The organism is Streptomyces sp. NPDC004629 (genome assembly GCF_042873595.1).
Classification (GTDB): domain Bacteria; phylum Actinomycetota; class Actinomycetes; order Streptomycetales; family Streptomycetaceae; genus Streptomyces.
The window spans coordinates 129,955-146,968 of record NZ_JBIALO010000016.1; the positions used below are offsets into that span (position 1 = coordinate 129,955).

Below are 17,014 nucleotides of genomic sequence, written 5' to 3' on the forward strand. Positions count from 1 at the left end.
GATCCATGACTGACGCGAACGACCGTGCCATGGACCGCGCGGACGACGACACGGACGACGTACTCGCCGAGGTCGGCCCGCGCCTGCGGCGGATCCGCAAGGAGCGGGGCGCCACGCTCGCCGGGCTCTCGGCGGCGACCGGTATCTCGGTGAGCACGCTCTCGCGCCTGGAGGCGGGCCTGCGCAAGCCCTCCTTGGAACTGCTGCTGCCGATCGCGCGGGCGCACCAGGTGGCGCTGGACGAACTGGTGGGCGCCCCGCCGGTCGGCGACCCCCGGGTGCCGGCGGCCAGGCCGATCGAGCGGTACGGACGCACGCACTGGCCGCTGACCCGTCAGCCCGGCGGGCTCCAGGCCTTCAAGGTGCTCGAACCGCAGCGCAGCCAGGAGCCCGATCCGCGCACGCACGAGGGCTACGAGTGGCTGTACGTGCTCTCCGGGCGGCTGCGGCTGGTGCTCGGCGAGCACGACGTGGTGCTCGCGGCGGGGGAGGCGGCGGAGTTCGACACCCGGGTCCCGCACTGGTTCGGTTCGACGGGGGAGGGGCCGGTGGAGTTCCTCAGTCTCTTCGGGCCGCAGGGCGAGCGGATGCACGTACGGGCGCGGCCGACACGGCGCGCCGAGGACGACTGACGGCGACTGGCGACGGCTGGCGGTGATTGGCGGCTGTCCGCGGCCGGCGGCGGCTGCACGCGGCCCGGGTCGCCGCCGCGGCGGCCGCGAAGGGACACGGCGCCGCATGCAGCTCGTCGCCGTGTCCGCGGGGCTGAGCACCCCGTCCTCCACCCGTCTGCCGGCGGACCGTCCGGCCGAGGCGGCCCACGGCGAGCGCGGTGACTCGGGTCGACTGTTCCCAGGTTGGCAAGCGACCGCTTAGTATGCGGTCGAGCCCGGTCAGCCGACGCAGTCCCGTGGAGGTCCCGCATGCAGGCATGGCACGTGCACGAGATCGGCGAACCGAGCGAGGTGATGCGGCTGACGGAGACGGAGCGGCCCACGCCCGGCGCCGGCCAGGTCCTGCTGCGGGTGCGCGCCGCGGGCGTCAACTTCCCGGACGCGCTGATGTGCCGCGGCCAGTACCAGGTGCGCCCGCCGCTGCCGTTCACCCCGGGAGTGGAGATCTGCGGCGAGACCGCGGACGGCCGCCGGGTGATCGCCACCCCGGCGCTGCCGCACGGCGGCTTCGCCGAGTACGCCGTCGCCGACGCCGCCACCCTGCTGCCCGCGCCCGCCGCGCTGGACGACGCCGAGGCCGCCGCGCTGCACATCGGCTACCAGACGGGCTGGTTCGGCCTGCACCGCCGGGCCCGCCTGGAGGCCGGCGAGACCCTGCTCGTGCACGCCGCCGCGGGCGGGGTCGGCAGCGCGGCCGTCCAACTGGGCAAGGCGGCAGGCGCCACGGTCATCGGCGTCGTGGGCAGCGCCGACAAGGCCGCCGTCGCCCGGGAACTGGGCTGCGACACCGTCATCGACCGGCGCGCCGAGGACGTCGTCGCCGCGGTCAAGCAGGCCACCGGCGGCCGGGGCGCCGACGTGGTCTACGACCCGGTCGGCGGCGACGCCTACGCCCAGTCCGCGAAGACCGTCGCCTTCGAGGGCCGCATCGTCGTCGTCGGCTTCGCGAGCGGCACCGTCCCGAGCCCGGCGCTCAACCACGCCCTGGTGAAGAACTACTCGGTCCTCGGCCTGCACTGGGGCCTGTACCGCGCCAAGGACCCCCAACTGGTCCTGCACTGCCACGAACAGCTCACCGAACTGGCCGCGCGGGGTGCGATCCGGCCGCTGGTGAGCGCACGGGTGCCGCTCGACGGGGCCGCGGCAGCCGTCCAGCGCGTCGCCGACGGCGTGACCACCGGCCGGGTAGCCGTCGTACCGGCACCGGAGAACGGGGCCGGCGCATGACCGACGCCGAGGAACTGCGCCGCCGTACCCGCGCGTTGCTGGCCGGGCAGCCGCCCGCGAGCAGCGGACGCCTCGACTTCCTGCGGGCCCGCTTCGACGCGGGACTGGCCTGGGTGCACTACCCGAAGGGACTCGGCGGCCTCGGCGCCCCCCGCGCGCTCCAGGCCGTCGTGGACGCCGAACTGGAGGCCGCCGGCGCCCCCGACAACGACCCGCGGCGGATCGGCATCGGCCTCGGCATGGCGGCGCCCACCCTCCTGCGCCACGGCACCGAGGAGCAGCAGCGGCGCTTTCTGCGCCCCCTGTGGACGGGCGAGGAGGTCTGGTGCCAGCTGTTCAGCGAGCCGGGCGCCGGATCCGACCTGGCCGCGCTCGGCACCCGCGCCGTCCGCGAGGGCGACACCTGGGTGGTCGACGGGCAGAAGGTGTGGACGTCGAGCGCTCACCTCGCGCGCTGGGCCATCCTGATCGCCCGCACGGACCCGGACGTGCCCAAGCACCAGGGCATCACCTACTTCGTCTGCGACATGACCGACCCCGGCGTCGAGGTGCGGCCGCTGCGCCAGATCACCGGCGAGGCCGAGTTCAACGAGGTCTTCCTCACCGGCGTCCGCATCCCCGACTCCCGCCGCCTCGGCGCGGTCGGCGACGGCTGGCGGGTGGCGCAGACCACGCTCATGAACGAGCGTGTCTCCATCGGCGGCATGCGGCTGCCCCGGGAGGGCGGCATGATCGGCCCGGTCGCCGGGACCTGGCGGGAACGCCCCGAACTGCGCACCCACGACCTGCACCAGCGCCTGCTCGGTCTGTGGGTCGACTCCGAGGTGGCCCGCCTCACCGCCGAACGCCTGCGCCAGCAACTCGTCGCGGGCCAGCCAGGGCCCGAGGGCTCCGGCATGAAGCTCGCCTTCGCCCGGCTCAACCAGGAGATCAGCGCCCTGGAGGTGGAACTCCTCGGCGAGGAGGGCCTGCTGTACGACGACTGGACGCCGCGCCGCCCCGAACTCGTCGACTTCACCGGCCGCGAGGCCGGCTACCGCTACCTGCGCGCCAAGGGCAACAGCATCGAGGGCGGGACCAGCGAGATCCTGCTGAACATCGTCGCCGAGCGGGTCCTCCGACTACCCGCCGAGCCCCGCACCGACAAGGACATCGCCTGGAAGGACCTGGCCCGATGAGCACCGATCCGGACCTGCTCTACTCGCCGGAGGAAGAGGCGCTGCGCGCCGCCGTCTGCCGTCTGCTCACGGACCACTGCGCCGCGGCGGACGTCATCGCCCGCACCGAGTCGGACGCCCCGCACGACGTGCCGCTGTGGAAGTCGCTCGCCGGCGCCATGGGCCTGGCCGGCCTGCTGGTGCCCGAGGAACTCGAAGGCCAGGGCGCCACCCACCGTGAAGCTGCCGTCGTCCTGGAGGAGTTGGGGCGGGCCGTGGCGCCCGTGCCGTATCTGACGAGCGCCGTGGTGGCCACCGAGGCGCTGCTGGCCTGCGGCGCGGACGACCTGCTGGCCCAACTGGCGTCCGCGACGGCGATCGGCGCGCTCGCGGTCGCCTGGCACACCGCACCGGGCGCCCCCGTCAGGCGGGTGCGGCTCGAAGACGGCGCGCTGCACGGGGAGTTGACCGGGATCGCCGACGCGGCCGGCGCCGACGTGCTGCTGGTGCCCGCCGACGACGACGGTCTGTACGCGGTCGACGCCGCCGCCGTGACCGTCCTTCCGCAGGTGTCCCTGGACCTGACCCGGCCGGTTGCCCGTGTCGTCCTCGACGGAGTGCGGGGCGCGCGCCGTCTCGGCGAGGCCGAACCCGCCGTACGACGGGCCCTGCGCGTCGGCGCCGGACTGCTCGCCTCCGAGCAACTGGGCATCGCGGAATGGGCGTTGACCGAGACGGTCCGGCATCTCAAGGAACGCAGGCAGTTCAACCGGCCGGTCGGCGGATTCCAGGCGCTCAAGCACCGGCTCGCCCTGCTGTGGCTCCAGGTCGTCAACCTCCGGGCCGCCGCGCGGGCCGGCGCCGACGCGCTGGCCACCGGCACGGACACCGACGTCGCGGTCGCCGTCGCCCAGGCGTACGCGGCGCCCGTCGCGGCGCGTGCCGCCGAGGAGGCACTGCAACTGCACGGCGGTATCGGGATGACCTGGGAGCACCCGGTCCATCTGTACCTCAAGCGGGCCAAGGCCGACTCGATCGCCCTCGGTACGGCGGGCGCGCACCGCGCGGCGCTCGCCGAACTGGTCGACCTGCGAGCACCCTGACCCGGCCCGGCGGCACACGGCGGCAGCCCGCCCCCGCTGGGGCGGGCTGTCCCCGGGTGTCCCATGCGGGCGAAGTGAACGCACGGCGGCGGTCCGGCCAACTCCCCGCACGAACAGGTCACTCGGGCCACGACGGCACGCATACTCCCTTCGGTCCCACCCGGCCCCACCAGGGAGGCAGAGCATGGCCCTCACCACTCGTCGCAGAGCCCTCACGACCCTCGGCGCCGCCCTCGCGGGCGCGGTCGCCCTGCCCGCCGCGCAGGCGTGGGCGGGCGACGCCTCGCGCGGCCCGCGTCCGCTGTGGCGCGCCCACGCCCACAACGACTACGAGCATCCGCGTCCCCTCTTCGACGCCCTCGACCACCGCTTCGGCAGCGTGGAGGCCGACATCTTCCTCGTCGGCGACCAACTCCTCATCGGCCACGACGTGACCGACCTCGACCCGTCCCGCACCCTCGAATCCCTGTACCTCGACCCCCTTGCCGCCCGCGTGCGGGCCCACCACGGCGCGGTGTACCGCGGCGCGCGCAGGCCCCTGCAACTGCTCATCGACATCAAGACCGAGGGCTCCTCGACCTACCTCGAACTCGACCGTCATCTGCGGCGCTACAAGCACCTGTTCACCAGCTACGCGCACGGCCGGGTGCACCACGGGCCGGTCACCGCGGTGATCTCCGGTGACCGTGCCGCCCGAACGCCGATGGCCGCCCAGAGCGAGCGCCGCGCGTTCTACGACGGCCGGCTGACCGACCTCGGCAGTTCGGCACCGGCCTCCTTCATCCCGCTGATCAGCGACAACTGGACGCTCAACTTCAGCTGGCTGGGCGAGGGCCCGTTCCCGGCCGCCGAGCGGCAGAAGCTGCGCGGCATCGTGGGGGCGGCGCACGCGCGCGGGCAGCAGGTCCGCTTCTGGGCCACCCCGGACACGGCGGGCCCGGCCCGGGACGCGCTGTGGGCCGAACTGCTCGCCGCCGGCGTCGACTACCTCAACACCGACGACCTCGCGGGCCTCGAAGCGTTCCTGGACGCCCACGCCGTGGCGTAGCGGCACCGGAACACCACTCGATCGGGGGACACGTCAGCCGCCCGGACGAACCCTCCGCTACGCCACACTTGCGGCCGAACGCCGCGAACTGGCGTGGCGGAGGAGGTTCGCGATGGCCGTTTCCATCTCTGTGGTGCTGCTGCTCCTGATCCTGGCCGTGGTCTTTCTGCGCAACGGCGCGCTGAAGATCTCCCACGCCCTGATCTGTGTGCTGCTCGGTTTCTACCTGGCGAGCACGAGCATGGCCCCGACCATCCAGAGCGGGCTCACCGCGACCGCGGACCTGGTGAGCGGCCTGCGGCCGTGAGCTAGGCGTCGACCACACGCGAACGGGTGAGGAACCGCACGCCCTCGGGGGCCTCCAGGGAGAAGCCGCTGCCCCGTCCGGGCACCACGTCCACGATCAGCCGCGTGTGGCTCCACACCTCGTACTGGCTGCGCGACATCCAGAACGTGACCGGCTCGTCCACGCCCTCGACCGCCAACTCGGCCAGCAGCACGTCCGAACCGCCGGTGCGGAACTCGCCGTCCGGGTAGCACATGGGGGCGCTGCCGTCGCAGCAGCCGCCGGACTGGTGGAACATCAGCGGGCCGTGCGCGGCGCGCAACCGGCGGACCAGGTCGGCGGCCTGCGGGGTGAGTTCGACGCGCGGAGTTTCCTGATACATGATCACCGTCCTGGTCGAGGGCTGTGCGGCCTTAAGTCTCACGGCTCGTCAGGTCGCCGTCCACAGCGGCGAGTTGCCCGGTACCGCCGAACTCGCGTGCGGGACCCTGGTCCGGGCGGGGCCGCGACGGCTCGCGCCCGCGGGTCCTCAGCGGTGGCTGAGGACATTGATCACCCGCCCGTCGGGGTCCCGCACGAAGAAGCGGCGCACGCCCCACTCCTCGTCGGTGAGCGGATGCACGATCTCGGCGCCCCGTTCCCGCAGCGCGGCATGGGCCGCGTCGACGTCGTCGACCTCGATGCTCACGTCCGGGACCACCGGCCCGGTACGGTCCTCGGTCAGCAGGCTCAGCTGCGCCGTCGGGTTCCCGGGGGAGGTGAGCGTGACGATCCAGCCCAGGTCCATGACCACCCGCAGACCGAGGGCTTCGTAGAAGTCGGCGCTCTGTCGCGGCGCGGCCGACCGGGCATTGGGCACGACACGGCGAACGTTCATCTGGCGGCTCCGTCCATCGTCCGACGACCGGGTACAGGGACGGACGAGCCTAGCCCTTGGCGCGCAGCAGCACACCCGCGGCCGGGCGCAGTCTTACCGGGGCCGGGGGTGTTCCGCGCGCCAGCGGATTGTCGGGGGCGACGGTTGAATCCTTCCGGGCCGACGGTGTTGCGCGCAGCACCGGATCGCGCGAGCGTCACGGCGGGCTCGACGACCTCGGCGGCGCCCCACCGGCCGTGCGTCCGGCGGCCGCAACCTGTTCCGGACCGTCGCCGCCGAGGAACTGTTCGGCTACATCGAGCAGGAGTGCCGCCCGGGCGTCGGCGGGGTCGCGCTTCGTGGCGGTGCCGTCGCCCTCCGCCCCGATGACCTGCCCGTCCTGTGCACCGACCCCCTGGTCACAGCCCGCCACGACGCCGCCTTGCCCATCGCCTGGCATCCGGTGCCGGCCCGCCGCACGTCCGGTCCCGGGGGCGCCGGCGGCCCGGACCGTGCACATCCGGCGGCCAAGCAGGACCATATTGTCGTGTAGAGGATGGGACAGATGGCATCTGGGCGAAATGGATCCGAAGAGCCTCCGACCGCCGGGCCGCGCGATCTTATCGACGCGTCCAACGACGCGGTGGCGGTGATCTCCGCACGGGGCACCGTCGTCGCGTGGACCAGCGGCGCCAAGGCGCTGCTCGGCTATGCCGCATCGGAGGTCGTCGGCCGCTCCGGCGCCCGGCTGCTGGCGCTGGCCGGGGACCCTCTGCGGCTCGCGGGCATCGTGGAGCGGTGCCGCGAGGGCATGGGCTGGAGCGGCCTGATCCCGCTGCGGCACCGGGACGGCCACCGCATCGAGGTCGACCTGCGGGTGTCGGCGGCGTTCCGGATCGCCGAGGAGGAGTGCTTCCTGGTCTCGGCCCGGGAACAGCTGCCGCAGTGGACGATGGGCCAGTCCGTCCTTGACGGGTTCCTGACCCGTTCCCCGGTCGGCATGGCCGTGATGGACCCCCAGCTGCGCTACCTCTGGCTCAACGACACCCTGGAGCGGTTCGGCGGCGTGCCCCGGGAACAGCGGCTCGGCAAGCGGCTGAGCGAGCTGCTGCCCGGCTTGCAGGCGGAGACGCTGGAGAGCCTGATGCGCAAGGTGATGGTGACCGGAATCCCGGTCATCGACTACGAGTACGAGGGCTGGAGCTGGGCCGATCCGCACCGTCAGCACGCCTACTCCTCGTCGTTCTTCCCGCTGGTCGACGCCGCAGGCTCGCTCACCGGCGTCTGCTACATGGTCCTGGACATCACCGAGCGCTGGCACGCGCGCCGGCTCCTGTCCATGGTCAACGAGGCGGGGAGCAGCATCGGCAGGACCCTCGACGTGATGCGGACCGCGCAGGAACTGGCGGACTTCGCCGTCCCCCGCTTCGCCGACTTCGTCGTCGTCGACCTGCTGGAGCCCGTGCTGAGCACACAGGGTCACGGGGCGTGGCTGTCCGACGCCGGACCGGCCACCGCACGGCCCGTGATGCGCCGGGCCGGGATGAGCTCGGCGCGGGACGGCTGTCCGGAGGCGGTCGCGCAGATCGGGGACCGGGTGGACTTCATCCCCCCGCCGCACGACCTGAATCTCCTCGTCGAGGGCGATCCGATCTTCACCCCCGTCCTCGACGCGTCCGATCCGCTGTGGGTGTCCGAGGAGCCCGTACGCGCGGCCCGGATGCGCGAGTACGGACTGCACTCCATGATCGCCGTGCCGATGCGGGCCCGGAACGCCGTCCTCGGCCTCGCCACGTTCATGCGCTCGCTCAACCCGGTCTCCTTCCACCCGGACGACGTCCTGCTGGCCCGGGAGCTGGTCGCGCGGGCCGCGCTGTGCGTCGACAACGCGCGCCGCTACAGCCGGGAGCACACGGCGGCGGTCACGCTGCAGCGCAGTCTGCTGCCGCACGCCCTGACCGGCGGCACGGCCATGGGGGTGGCGTCCTCCTATCTGCCGGCCAACGCCACCGGCGGGGTCGGCGGCGACTGGTTCGACGTGATCCCGCTCTCCGGTGCCCGGGTGGGGCTCGTCGTCGGCGACGTCGTCGGGCACGGCATCGCCGCCGCCGCGACCATGGGCCGGCTGCGCACCGCCGTGCAGACCCTCGCCGACATGGAGATGCCGCCCGACGAGCTGCTGGCCCACCTGGACGACCTCGTGCTGCGGCTGAGCGAGGAGGAGCCCGACGACGAGGCCTCCCACCAGACCGTGACCACGTTCCTCGGGGCGACCTGCCTGTACGCCGTCTACGATCCGGTGACCCGGCGGTGCGCGATGGCCCGCGCGGGCCATCCGCCGCCTGTGGTGGTCACCCCCGACGGCCAGGTCTCCTTCCCGGAGCTGCCCGCGGGACCGCCGCTCGGCCTTGGCGGGGTGGCCTTCGAGGCCACCGAGATCGAACTGGCCGAGGGCAGCCTGCTCGGCCTGTACACCGACGGCCTGGTCGAGGGGATCGACCGCGACATGGGCGAGGGCATGGCCCGGCTCGGCCACCTGCTGTCCCGGCCGGACCTCGACCTCGACACCCTGTGCCGCACCGCCGCGCAGCAACTGATGCCCACGCCGCAACTGGACGACATCGCGCTGCTGCTGGCGCGCGCGCACGGCCTGGGCGCCGACCGGGTCGCCTCCTGGGAGGTGCCGCTCGACCCGGCGGCCGTCGCCGAGCTGCGCGCCCACGCCACCCGGCAGGTGACGCAGTGGGGCTGCCCGGAACTGGCCATGACCACCGAACTCATCGTCAGCGAGCTGGTCACCAACGCTCTTCGCTACGGCTCGCCGCCCGTGCGCGTGCGGCTGATCCGCGACTCCCGGCTGACCTGCGAGGTCGCCGACGCCAGCAGCACCGCCCCGCGGCTGCGGCACGCCCGCAGCATGGACGAGGGCGGCCGTGGCCTGTTCCTCGTGGCCCAGCTGGCCCATCGCTGGGGCGCCCGGTACGTGGCCGACGGGAAGATCATCTGGGCCGAGCAGGAGATCCCGCCGCCCCACTGAGACCGCCTGATGCAGGGCGAACTCGTCGATGATTGACGGGAGTTGTGAAAGGTGACAAGAATTCAACTACTTCCCTGTGGCTGAGGTGGGCGAAGGGGCGCCAGGGGCCACGTTGCAAAGGGTCTGATCCGCCAACCGCCCCCGGAAACAGTGAAGTTGATGTGAAAGGCTGTGGTGGTCCGGCCGCGGGCAAGAGGGCTGTGGCGGTCACCGAGAGGAGAGCGCAGCGTGCGACAGGACGGCTTCCGCGCCGAGGAGATCGACACCAGCAGGCCGCACCCCGCCCGGATCTACGACTATCTGCTGGGCGGCAAGGACAACTACCCGGTGGACCGCGACGCGGGCGACGCCCTCGCCGCCGCGGCGCCCGAGGTGCGCATCGGCGTCCAGGCCAATCGCGCCTTCCTGCGCCGGGCCGTCCGCTACGTCGTCGGCAGCGGCGTCCGGCAGATCCTCGACATCGGCACCGGACTGCCCACCTCGCCCAACGTGCACGAGACGGCGGAGGAGCTGGCCCCGGACGTCCGGGTCGCGTACGTCGACAACGATCCGATCGTGCACACGCATGCCGGCGCGCTGCTCGGCGGCTCCGGCGGGCGAGGCATCGTGCTCGGGGACCTGCGCGACCCGCGGGCCGTCGTGGACCATCCCGGCGTCCGCCGGGTCATCGACTTCGACAAGCCCGTCGCCCTGCTGCTGGTGGCTGTCCTGCACTTCCTCACCGACGCGGAGCGGCCCGGGGAGGTCGTCGCCACCCTGTGCGACGCGCTCCCGGCCGGCAGCTACCTGGTGCTCTCGCACGCCACGGGTGACTTCGCCGACCGCAGCGCGGCCCAGGCCGTCTACACCAGGGCCACCGCCACCCTGAACCTGCGCTCGCACGCCGCGGTCGAGCGGTTCTTCGACGGCTTCGCGCTCGTCGAACCCGGCCTCGCCCAGGTTCCGTTCTGGCGCCCCGATGCCCCTCCGCCGGCCGGCTCCGACGCGATCGGCTTCTACGGCGGCGTGGCCCGCAAGGCGGCCTGAACGGTCGGCACACGCCATCTCGCCAACCGTGATCGGCTGAAACTAGTCCCCTGCTGAGCGTGGAAAACGGTGGGGGAGGCGGCTCACACCCCAAGGGGTGGAGAGTAACCCCTGGGAAAGCTGGGGCGTTTGGGGCATTGCGCCGTCGGTATCGATCAAAGTTCTCTACCACGTACTCCAGTTCGGGTGGCCAAATTCCGACGAAGTTGGCTCCTGGGCGGACTGTGCAACTTGTCCGGTATCCGCGATCGGCGGGATGGCTAGCATGAGCCGGGTGCCGTCCGGACGGAGGACCCACTCCCCGTGGGGAGCCGCTCCGACCTGCGGTCGATGCGTGCCGATCGACCTTGCCCTGCTCTCAAGGATCCAGAGGGACCGCGGAATGTCAGTGCCTGCTCCCACCAGCCAGCCCCGGACCGCCAAGGCGTCCCGCACCGCACGGGCCGTACCCCCGGCCGTGCTGCTGGTGACCGCCGCGGCGGCCGGCGGCGTCTCCGCGGCGGCGCCCGAGGCCGCCCGCGGCTGGACACTGGCGGTGGCCGGGGCCTCCTGGCTCTGTCTGTCCTGCGCCGTCCTGGTCGGCTCCCGACTCTCGCGGCGCGCCCGCCGCACCGCCGACCAGCAGGCGACGCAGATCAGCGCCCTCCACGCACAACTGGCCCAGCAGCACGCGGCCTCCCTGCACGTGGCGAACGTCGCCCTGCCGGCCGTGTCGAAACAACTGCTGGACGGGGCGAGCGCCGACGAGGCCCTGGCGGGCGCCGCCTCCGTCGCCGAACCCGAACTGCGGCGCATCACACACTCCTTCGCCACCCTCATGGAGGACGCCGTACGGCAGGCCGCCGCGGTCCGCTCCGAGCACGACGAGGCCCAGCGTGAGACGGCACAGGCGGCGGCGGAGCTGGAACGGTTGACCGAGCGGACGCTGCCCGCCGCCATCGACCGGCTGCGCGAGGGCGCCTCGGCGGAGGTCGTGCTGGCCGAACTGGACTGGCCCACCCTGCCGTTGCTGCGCACGCCCGCGGAGCGGTTCATACGGGAGATGGCCCTCAGCGAGCGGCGCGCCGCCGCCGCGCAGGCCGCCTCCGCGAAGGCCCTGAGCCGGGTCCAGGCCAAGGCCGTCAGCATGCTCGCCGACCTCCGCGAGATGCAGGAACGGCACGGGGAGGAGGTCTTCGGCGATCTGCTGCGCCTCGACCACAGCACCTCCCAGCTCGGCCTCATGACCGACCGGCTGGCCCTGCTCATGGGCGGGCGCTCCAGCCGCGCCTGGAACAAGCCCATCGTGATGGAGAGCATCCTGCGCGGCGCGGTCGGCCGGATCGCCGCCTACCAGCGGGTCCGGATGCACTGCTCGACGCAGGCCGCGATCTCCGGCTACGCGGCCGAGGGCGTCATGCACCTGCTCGCCGAACTGATGGACAACGCCGCCAACTTCTCGCCGCCCATCGACGAGGTCCACGTCTACGTGGAGGAACGTACCGCCGGAATCGTCGTGACCATCGAGGACAGCGGCCTGAAGATGGCCGACGCCGCGATGCGGCACGCCGAGAAGGCGGTGGCGGGGCAGGCGACCGACCTCGCCTCGCTCCAGGGCACCCGACTCGGCCTGGCCGTGGTCGGCCGGCTCGCCGCCAAGTACCGCATCAGCATCAACTTCCGGCCCTCGTCGCGCGGCGGCACGGGCGTCGTCGTCCTGCTGCCGCCCCAACTGCTCGCCCAGCAGCGCGAGCCCGCCCCCACCACGACCGAGTCCCGCGCGGAAGCGGTGATCCCCACCCCGGGACCCGCCCCCGCCGTGGAGAGTGACCTGTTCGGCCCCGACCGCCCGGACACCCCGCGCGCGACCGAACCTGAGCCGTTCCTGCCGCGCCCGTCCGGCTCCACCCCCAACGGGCTGCCGGTGCGCGCCCCCGGCCGGACCATGGCCGAGGCCGAACTCGAACGACAGCAGCGCAAGTCGGCCGACGACGCCCCCGCGCGCGACGCATCCCGACCGGGCGCCCGCGGGGCGGCACGCGACGCGGGCGCGCGGTTCGGCGCCTTCCACCGCGGACGCCGGTCCGGCGCGGGCGGCGGCGTCCCGTCCGGCGAGGCGGAGCCCGAGCCGCCCGCCTCGGAGTAGCACCACGGCGCCTTCCGCACGGCGCCCAGAGCCCTGGCATCCCCTGCCCCCTCTTCGTGAGATTGGAGGAACGGGCCGGTGACCGGACAACCGGGCACCACCGTCCCATCACCTGCCATGCAGACCACCGACAACAGCCTGACCTGGCTTCTGCAGAACCTCCTGGAACGCACCCCCGGGACGCGTCACTCCCTGGTGCTGTCCCGGGACGGCCTGAAGCTCTGCTGGACCGTAAACCTGACGCTGGATCAGGCCGACCAGCTCGCCGCGATCTGCTCGGGCATCCAGGCCCTCGCCCAGGGCGCCTCCGTGGAGTTCGGCGACGGCACCGGCGGCGTCCGCCACTCCATGACCGAGTTCCACGGCGGGCTGCTGTTCATCGTGGAGGCCGGCGAGGGCGCGCACCTGGCCGTGGTCGCGGACGAGGACGCCGACCCGGGCGTGGTCGGCAACCAGATGACGGAACTGGTCGAGCAGATCGGCGAGCACCTGCGGGCCGAGCCCCGCCAGCCCATGGCGGGGAGTGCCTCCTCGTGATGCGCAGGCCCGTGGACACCGGTGATCCCGATCGGCTCTACACGGTCACGGGCGGGCGCAGCCGTGCCGACGATCCCTTCGACCTGGTCACCCTGGTGGTCAGCGAGTGCGAGCCGACCGCCGGCATGCAGTCGGAACACGTCAGGATCCTCGAACTGTGCCGGCATCCCACGGCCGTGGTCGAGATCGCCGCGGAGCTGAAACTTCCGATCACCGTGGTGCGCATCCTGCTCGGTGACCTGCTGGCCACCAGCCGGATCACCGCACGCCACCCGCGCGCGGCGCAATCCTTCGCTTCGCTACCCGAAACCGCCCTTCTCAAGGAGGTGCTCGATGGGCTCCGCAATCTCTGAGCTGCCTTCCAGCCGCGCGCCCTTGGCCGATGCCGCCGAGACCGGACTCAAGATCGTCGTCGTGGGCGGTTTCGGGGTCGGCAAGACCACCTTGGTCCGCTCGGTGAGCGAGATCCGGCCGCTGAACACCGAGGAGGTCATGACGCAGGCCGGTGTCGGCGTCGACGAGATCAGCGGGGTGCGGGCGAAGACCACCACCACTGTGGCCTTCGACTTCGGCCGGATCAGCCTCAACGACCGCATGGTCCTGTACCTGTTCGGCGCCCCCGGGCAGGAGCGCTTCTGGTTCCTGTGGGACCGGCTCTTCTCCGGCACGCTGGGCGCGGTCGTCCTGGTCGACACCCGGCGGATGAACGACTCCTGGTACGCGATCGACCGTCTCGAACAGCACCGGACGCCGTTCGTGGTGGCCGTCAACCGCTTCGACGACGACGCGTCGCGATACTCCCTGGACGAGATTCGCCAGGCGCTCACCCTGCCCGAGCACGTGCCGATGATCGAGTGCGACGCGCGGGTGCGGGCGTCGGGCAAGGACGTGCTGATCACGCTCGTGGATCACCTCTACCAGATGGCCGCGGTCAAGGAGAGCGCATCGTGACCGACACCGGATCCGACCCCACACCGCCCCCGGGCTGCCCGGCCCACGAGGGCGCGGTGCCGCTGGCCGGTCTGGAGTACCAGCAGACGCCCGCACAGCTGTACCGCAGCCTGCGGCGCGAGCACGGCGCCGTCGCGCCCGTGGTGCTGGACGGGGACGTGCCCGCCTGGCTCGTGCTCGGCTACACCGAGGTCAGCTATGTGACCAGCCATGACGAACTGTTCGCCCGGGACTCGCGGCGCTGGAACCAGTGGTCGGCCATTCCCGCCGACTGGCCGCTGCTGCCCTTCGTCGGCTACCAGCCCTCGGTCCTGTTCACCGAGGGCGAGGAGCACCGGCGCCGGGCCGGCGTGATCACCCAGGCACTGGAGGGCGTCGACCAGTTCGAACTCGCCCGCGACTGCCAGATCATCGCCGACCGGCTCATCGCCTCGTTCGCCGGCAGCGGCCGGGCCGAGCTGATGAGCGCCTACGCGCACGCCCTGCCGATGCGGGCCGCGGTGCAGATGTGCGGGATGCCGCACGAGGGCACCGACACCCAGCAACTCGTGGACGACCTGCGGATCTCGCTGGACGCCGCGGAGGGCGACGACCCGGTCGCTGCCTACACCCGGGTGGCGGAACGCATCCAGCGGCTGGTCAAGGAGAAGCGGGACAAGCCGGGCCCGGACGTCACCTCCCGGATGCTGCTCGACCCGGCCGGACTGACCGACGAGGAGATCGTCCAGGACCTGATCTCCGTGATCGCCGCGGCCCAGCAGCCGACCGCCAACTGGATCGGCAACACGCTGCGGCTGCTGCTCACCGACGAGCGGTTCGCGCTGAACGTCTCGGGCGGCCGGCTCAGCGTGGGCGAGGCGCTCAACGAGGTTCTCTGGCTGGACACGCCGACCCAGAACTTCATCGGCCGCTGGGCCGTGCGCGACACCCAGCTCGGCGGGCGGCAGATCCGGGCGGGCGACTGTCTCGTGCTGGGGCTGGCCGCGGCCAACACCGATCCGCAGATCTGGCCCGAGTCGCATGTCGGCGCGGAGAACTCAGCCCATCTGTCGTTCAGCAACGGTGAGCACCGCTGCCCCTACCCGGCCCCGCTGCTCGCCGACGTCATCGCCCGTACGGCGGTCGAGACGCTGCTGGAGCGGCTGCCGGACCTGGTCCTGGCGGTGGAACCGGAGGAGCTGACCTGGCGGCCGTCCATCTGGATGCGCGGCCTGACGGCCCTGCCGTCCCTCTTCACCCCGGTGGTGCAGTAGGGCACCCGTCGGAGGCAGCGGCGCACCCGTCCGTGACAGTGGCGCACCCGTCCCAGGCGGTGGCGCACCGGCCCCGTCCGGGGCCGGACGGCGAGCGGCACGGCGGACCGGGTCACGGCGGGCAGATCGTGACCCGGTCCGGCCGCGCGTGGCGGCCCGCCGGTCCGGGCGGCGCGCGACGTGCACCGGCGTCGCGCTCGGTCGACGTGTGTGACGGGCAGGTCGCCGTCGAGTCCGGTCACGCCGGACTCGGTGAGCTTCCGGCCCGCGCAACGCCCGAGCCGGAGGCGGCGCGGTGGCGTGCGGCCTGAACCGGGCACAGGGCTCAGAGCGCGTGCGGCCCGAACCCGGCGGGCTCAGGCGGTGTGCGGTGTGAACCGGGTGGGCTCAGGCGGTGTGCGGTGTGAAGCGCACCGGCAGCGACTGCGGCCCGCGGGTGAAGACGCCCTGTTCCACCGGGTCGAACCCGTCGGCCAGTCGGGCGTCGGGCATCGCGTCCAGCAACTGGTCGACGCCGATCTCGACCTCCGCCTTCGCCAGCAGCGCGCCCACGCAGAAGTGCCGGCCGAGCGCGAACGCCAGATGGTCGGCGGCGGCGGAGAAGGCGGTCGTCGTGGTCAGGTCCGTACGGAAGATGTCGAACCGGTCGGGATCGGCGTACCGGCCCTCGTCGCGGTTGGCGGCGCCGATCAGGCAGGTGACGGTCGCGCCCGCCGGTATGGTGCCACCGCTGAGCGTGACCTCGGTCGCCGACTGCCGCATGATCATGTGGACGGGCGGCGTGTAGCGCAGCGTCTCGGCGAACGCGCGGGGGATCAGGCCGCGGTCCTCGCGGACGGCGGCCAACTGCTCGGGGTGCGCGAGCAGGTTGGCGAAGATGCTGGCGATCGCCTTGTCGGTGGTCTCACCGCCCGCGGCGAGCAGCAGGCTGCAGAAGGCCTTGATGTCCTCGTCGCTCATCCGCACGCCGTCGACCTCGGCGGCGCACAGCGTGGACAGCAGGTCGTCGCCGAGGTTCTGGCGGCGCTCCCGGATGATCGGGATCATGTACTCGGCGAACTCCACCCGGGTGCGCTCACCGGCCGCCGCGACCTTCGGGTCACCGGACAGGTTGCCCAGGAAGGCGATGACCGACGTGTACCAGCCGTGGAACCGCTCGTGGTCGCCCTTGTCGAGGCCCAGCATGTCCGCGATGACGTTGACGGGGAAACGGGTCGCGTAGTCGTGGACCAGGTCCGCGGAGCCCGTGTGCCGGAAGGCGTCGATCAGCTCACGGGAGTTGCGCTCGATGACGGGCAGGAACTTCTCCTGCAGATCGCTGCCGCGGAAGGCCGGTGCGACCAGGGCCCGCCGTACGGAGTGCTCACGACCGGACAACTGCAGGATGGTCTTGCCGTGCACGGGCTCGATCTGCCAGTTGTAGTTGTCGGTGGTGAACTCCCCGTTCTTGTCCTTGAAGACGCGCTCCACGTCCTCGTAGCGCGAGATGATGTAGCTCTGGGTGGCGTCGTGCCAGATGAGGGGCGCGCTCTCCCGCATCACTCGGTAGGCAGGATAGGGATTCTCGGCGAACTCGGGCGAGAGTATGTCGGGTACCTGCTGAGCGGTGGACATGGGGCTCCTAGAGTGAGTCATGGCCTGCGGGCACAAGGTTATTGATCAACTACGCACCCCGACAGCCGTGTGTCCGCCTACTGGTCGCCTTACGGCCACCCTTGGCCGAAAACCGCCCAT

General features: G+C 72.5%; 17 protein-coding genes. 13 read left to right on the plus strand and 4 right to left on the minus strand.

Annotated elements, in window-relative coordinates:
* Positions 1–5 precede the first annotated feature (5 nt).
* The 6 genes from ACFYTE_RS24725 to ACFYTE_RS24750 all read left to right on the plus strand — a co-directional run bounded on the left by ACFYTE_RS24725 (position 6) and on the right by ACFYTE_RS24750 (position 5,516).
* Positions 6–632: a helix-turn-helix domain-containing protein gene (locus tag ACFYTE_RS24725; RefSeq protein ID WP_388714278.1), complete on the plus strand. Its 627-nt coding sequence runs from the start codon at positions 6–8 to the stop codon at positions 630–632.
* Positions 633–923: 291 nt separating this feature from the next.
* Positions 924–1,901: an NADPH:quinone oxidoreductase family protein gene (locus tag ACFYTE_RS24730; protein WP_388714281.1), complete on the plus strand. Its 978-nt coding sequence runs from the start codon at positions 924–926 to the stop codon at positions 1,899–1,901.
* A complete protein-coding gene (locus ACFYTE_RS24735) occupies positions 1,898–3,079 on the plus strand; it encodes an acyl-CoA dehydrogenase family protein (protein WP_388714284.1) in 1,182 nt (393 codons plus the stop codon). The genes ACFYTE_RS24730 and ACFYTE_RS24735 overlap by 4 nt, the downstream gene beginning before the upstream one ends.
* On the plus strand, positions 3,076–4,161 hold the full coding sequence (locus ACFYTE_RS24740) for an acyl-CoA dehydrogenase family protein (protein ID WP_388714287.1): 1,086 nt from the start codon (positions 3,076–3,078) through the stop codon (positions 4,159–4,161). The genes ACFYTE_RS24735 and ACFYTE_RS24740 overlap by 4 nt, the downstream gene beginning before the upstream one ends.
* A 184-nt stretch (positions 4,162–4,345) precedes the next feature.
* Positions 4,346–5,209, plus strand: a complete 864-nt coding sequence (locus ACFYTE_RS24745; protein ID WP_388714290.1) for a phosphatidylinositol-specific phospholipase C/glycerophosphodiester phosphodiesterase family protein — start codon at positions 4,346–4,348, stop codon at positions 5,207–5,209.
* A gap of 112 nt (positions 5,210–5,321) precedes the next feature.
* A complete protein-coding gene (locus ACFYTE_RS24750; protein WP_388714293.1) occupies positions 5,322–5,516 on the plus strand; it encodes a hypothetical protein in 195 nt (64 codons plus the stop codon).
* A gap of 1 nt (position 5,517) precedes the next feature.
* On the opposite strand, the gene ACFYTE_RS24755 is transcribed toward ACFYTE_RS24750, so the two are convergent.
* The 3 genes from ACFYTE_RS24755 to ACFYTE_RS24765 all read right to left on the minus strand — a co-directional run bounded on the left by ACFYTE_RS24755 (position 5,518) and on the right by ACFYTE_RS24765 (position 6,784).
* A complete protein-coding gene (locus tag ACFYTE_RS24755) occupies positions 5,518–5,877 on the minus strand; it encodes a DUF779 domain-containing protein (RefSeq protein WP_388714296.1) in 360 nt (119 codons plus the stop codon).
* A 147-nt stretch (positions 5,878–6,024) separates the two neighbouring features.
* Complete coding sequence (locus tag ACFYTE_RS24760; protein ID WP_388714298.1) at positions 6,025–6,372, minus strand: VOC family protein; 348 nt, start codon at positions 6,370–6,372, stop codon at positions 6,025–6,027.
* Between the two features lie 196 nt (positions 6,373–6,568).
* Positions 6,569–6,784: a hypothetical protein gene (locus tag ACFYTE_RS24765; protein WP_388714301.1), complete on the minus strand. Its 216-nt coding sequence runs from the start codon at positions 6,782–6,784 to the stop codon at positions 6,569–6,571.
* A gap of 132 nt (positions 6,785–6,916) precedes the next feature.
* Here ACFYTE_RS24765 and ACFYTE_RS24770 point away from each other — a divergent pair, with 132 nt between their 5' ends.
* From ACFYTE_RS24770 to ACFYTE_RS24800, 7 genes are all read left to right on the plus strand, one after another.
* The gene (locus ACFYTE_RS24770) at positions 6,917–9,388 is read left to right on the plus strand and encodes a SpoIIE family protein phosphatase (protein ID WP_388714304.1); all 2,472 of its coding nucleotides are present in this window, start codon (positions 6,917–6,919) and stop codon (positions 9,386–9,388) included.
* Positions 9,389–9,616: 228 nt separating this feature from the next.
* Positions 9,617–10,414: an SAM-dependent methyltransferase gene (locus tag ACFYTE_RS24775; protein ID WP_388714306.1), complete on the plus strand. Its 798-nt coding sequence runs from the start codon at positions 9,617–9,619 to the stop codon at positions 10,412–10,414.
* Between the two features lie 382 nt (positions 10,415–10,796).
* A complete protein-coding gene (locus ACFYTE_RS24780; RefSeq protein WP_388714308.1) occupies positions 10,797–12,539 on the plus strand; it encodes a sensor histidine kinase in 1,743 nt (580 codons plus the stop codon).
* Positions 12,540–12,656: 117 nt separating this feature from the next.
* Positions 12,657–13,076: a roadblock/LC7 domain-containing protein gene (locus ACFYTE_RS24785; RefSeq protein ID WP_351733392.1), complete on the plus strand. Its 420-nt coding sequence runs from the start codon at positions 12,657–12,659 to the stop codon at positions 13,074–13,076.
* Positions 13,073–13,429 carry a DUF742 domain-containing protein gene (locus tag ACFYTE_RS24790; RefSeq protein ID WP_388714311.1) on the plus strand — a complete coding sequence of 119 codons (357 nt, stop codon included), beginning with the start codon at positions 13,073–13,075 and terminating at the stop codon, positions 13,427–13,429. The genes ACFYTE_RS24785 and ACFYTE_RS24790 overlap by 4 nt, the downstream gene beginning before the upstream one ends.
* Positions 13,410–14,027, plus strand: coding sequence for an ATP/GTP-binding protein (locus ACFYTE_RS24795; RefSeq protein WP_388714314.1), 618 nt, complete (start codon positions 13,410–13,412; stop codon positions 14,025–14,027). Before ACFYTE_RS24790 ends, ACFYTE_RS24795 begins: the two co-directional genes overlap by 20 nt.
* Positions 14,024–15,280, plus strand: a complete 1,257-nt coding sequence (locus tag ACFYTE_RS24800) for a cytochrome P450 (RefSeq protein ID WP_388714316.1) — start codon at positions 14,024–14,026, stop codon at positions 15,278–15,280. The genes ACFYTE_RS24795 and ACFYTE_RS24800 overlap by 4 nt, the downstream gene beginning before the upstream one ends.
* 387 nt (positions 15,281–15,667) lie before the next feature.
* Here the strand turns inward: ACFYTE_RS24800 and ACFYTE_RS24805 are convergent, their stop codons facing one another.
* Entirely contained in the window at positions 15,668–16,894 is a 1,227-nt protein-coding gene (locus ACFYTE_RS24805; protein WP_388714319.1) for a cytochrome P450, read from the minus strand.
* Positions 16,895–17,014 lie beyond the last annotated feature (120 nt).

Coding starts and splice junctions, on each gene's coding strand:
- ACFYTE_RS24725 (WP_388714278.1), top strand. CDS start 6: ATGACTGACGCGAACGACCGTGCCATGGACCGCGCGGACGACGACACG.
- ACFYTE_RS24730 (WP_388714281.1), top strand. CDS start 924: ATGCAGGCATGGCACGTGCACGAGATCGGCGAACCGAGCGAGGTGATG.
- ACFYTE_RS24735 (WP_388714284.1), top strand. CDS start 1,898: ATGACCGACGCCGAGGAACTGCGCCGCCGTACCCGCGCGTTGCTGGCC.
- ACFYTE_RS24740 (WP_388714287.1), top strand. CDS start 3,076: ATGAGCACCGATCCGGACCTGCTCTACTCGCCGGAGGAAGAGGCGCTG.
- ACFYTE_RS24745 (WP_388714290.1), top strand. CDS start 4,346: ATGGCCCTCACCACTCGTCGCAGAGCCCTCACGACCCTCGGCGCCGCC.
- ACFYTE_RS24750 (WP_388714293.1), top strand. CDS start 5,322: ATGGCCGTTTCCATCTCTGTGGTGCTGCTGCTCCTGATCCTGGCCGTG.
- ACFYTE_RS24755 (WP_388714296.1), bottom strand. CDS start 5,877: ATGTATCAGGAAACTCCGCGCGTCGAACTCACCCCGCAGGCCGCCGAC.
- ACFYTE_RS24760 (WP_388714298.1), bottom strand. CDS start 6,372: ATGAACGTTCGCCGTGTCGTGCCCAATGCCCGGTCGGCCGCGCCGCGA.
- ACFYTE_RS24770 (WP_388714304.1), top strand. CDS start 6,917: ATGGCATCTGGGCGAAATGGATCCGAAGAGCCTCCGACCGCCGGGCCG.
- ACFYTE_RS24780 (WP_388714308.1), top strand. CDS start 10,797: ATGTCAGTGCCTGCTCCCACCAGCCAGCCCCGGACCGCCAAGGCGTCC.
- ACFYTE_RS24785 (WP_351733392.1), top strand. CDS start 12,657: ATGCAGACCACCGACAACAGCCTGACCTGGCTTCTGCAGAACCTCCTG.
- ACFYTE_RS24795 (WP_388714314.1), top strand. CDS start 13,410: ATGGGCTCCGCAATCTCTGAGCTGCCTTCCAGCCGCGCGCCCTTGGCC.
- ACFYTE_RS24805 (WP_388714319.1), bottom strand. CDS start 16,894: ATGTCCACCGCTCAGCAGGTACCCGACATACTCTCGCCCGAGTTCGCC.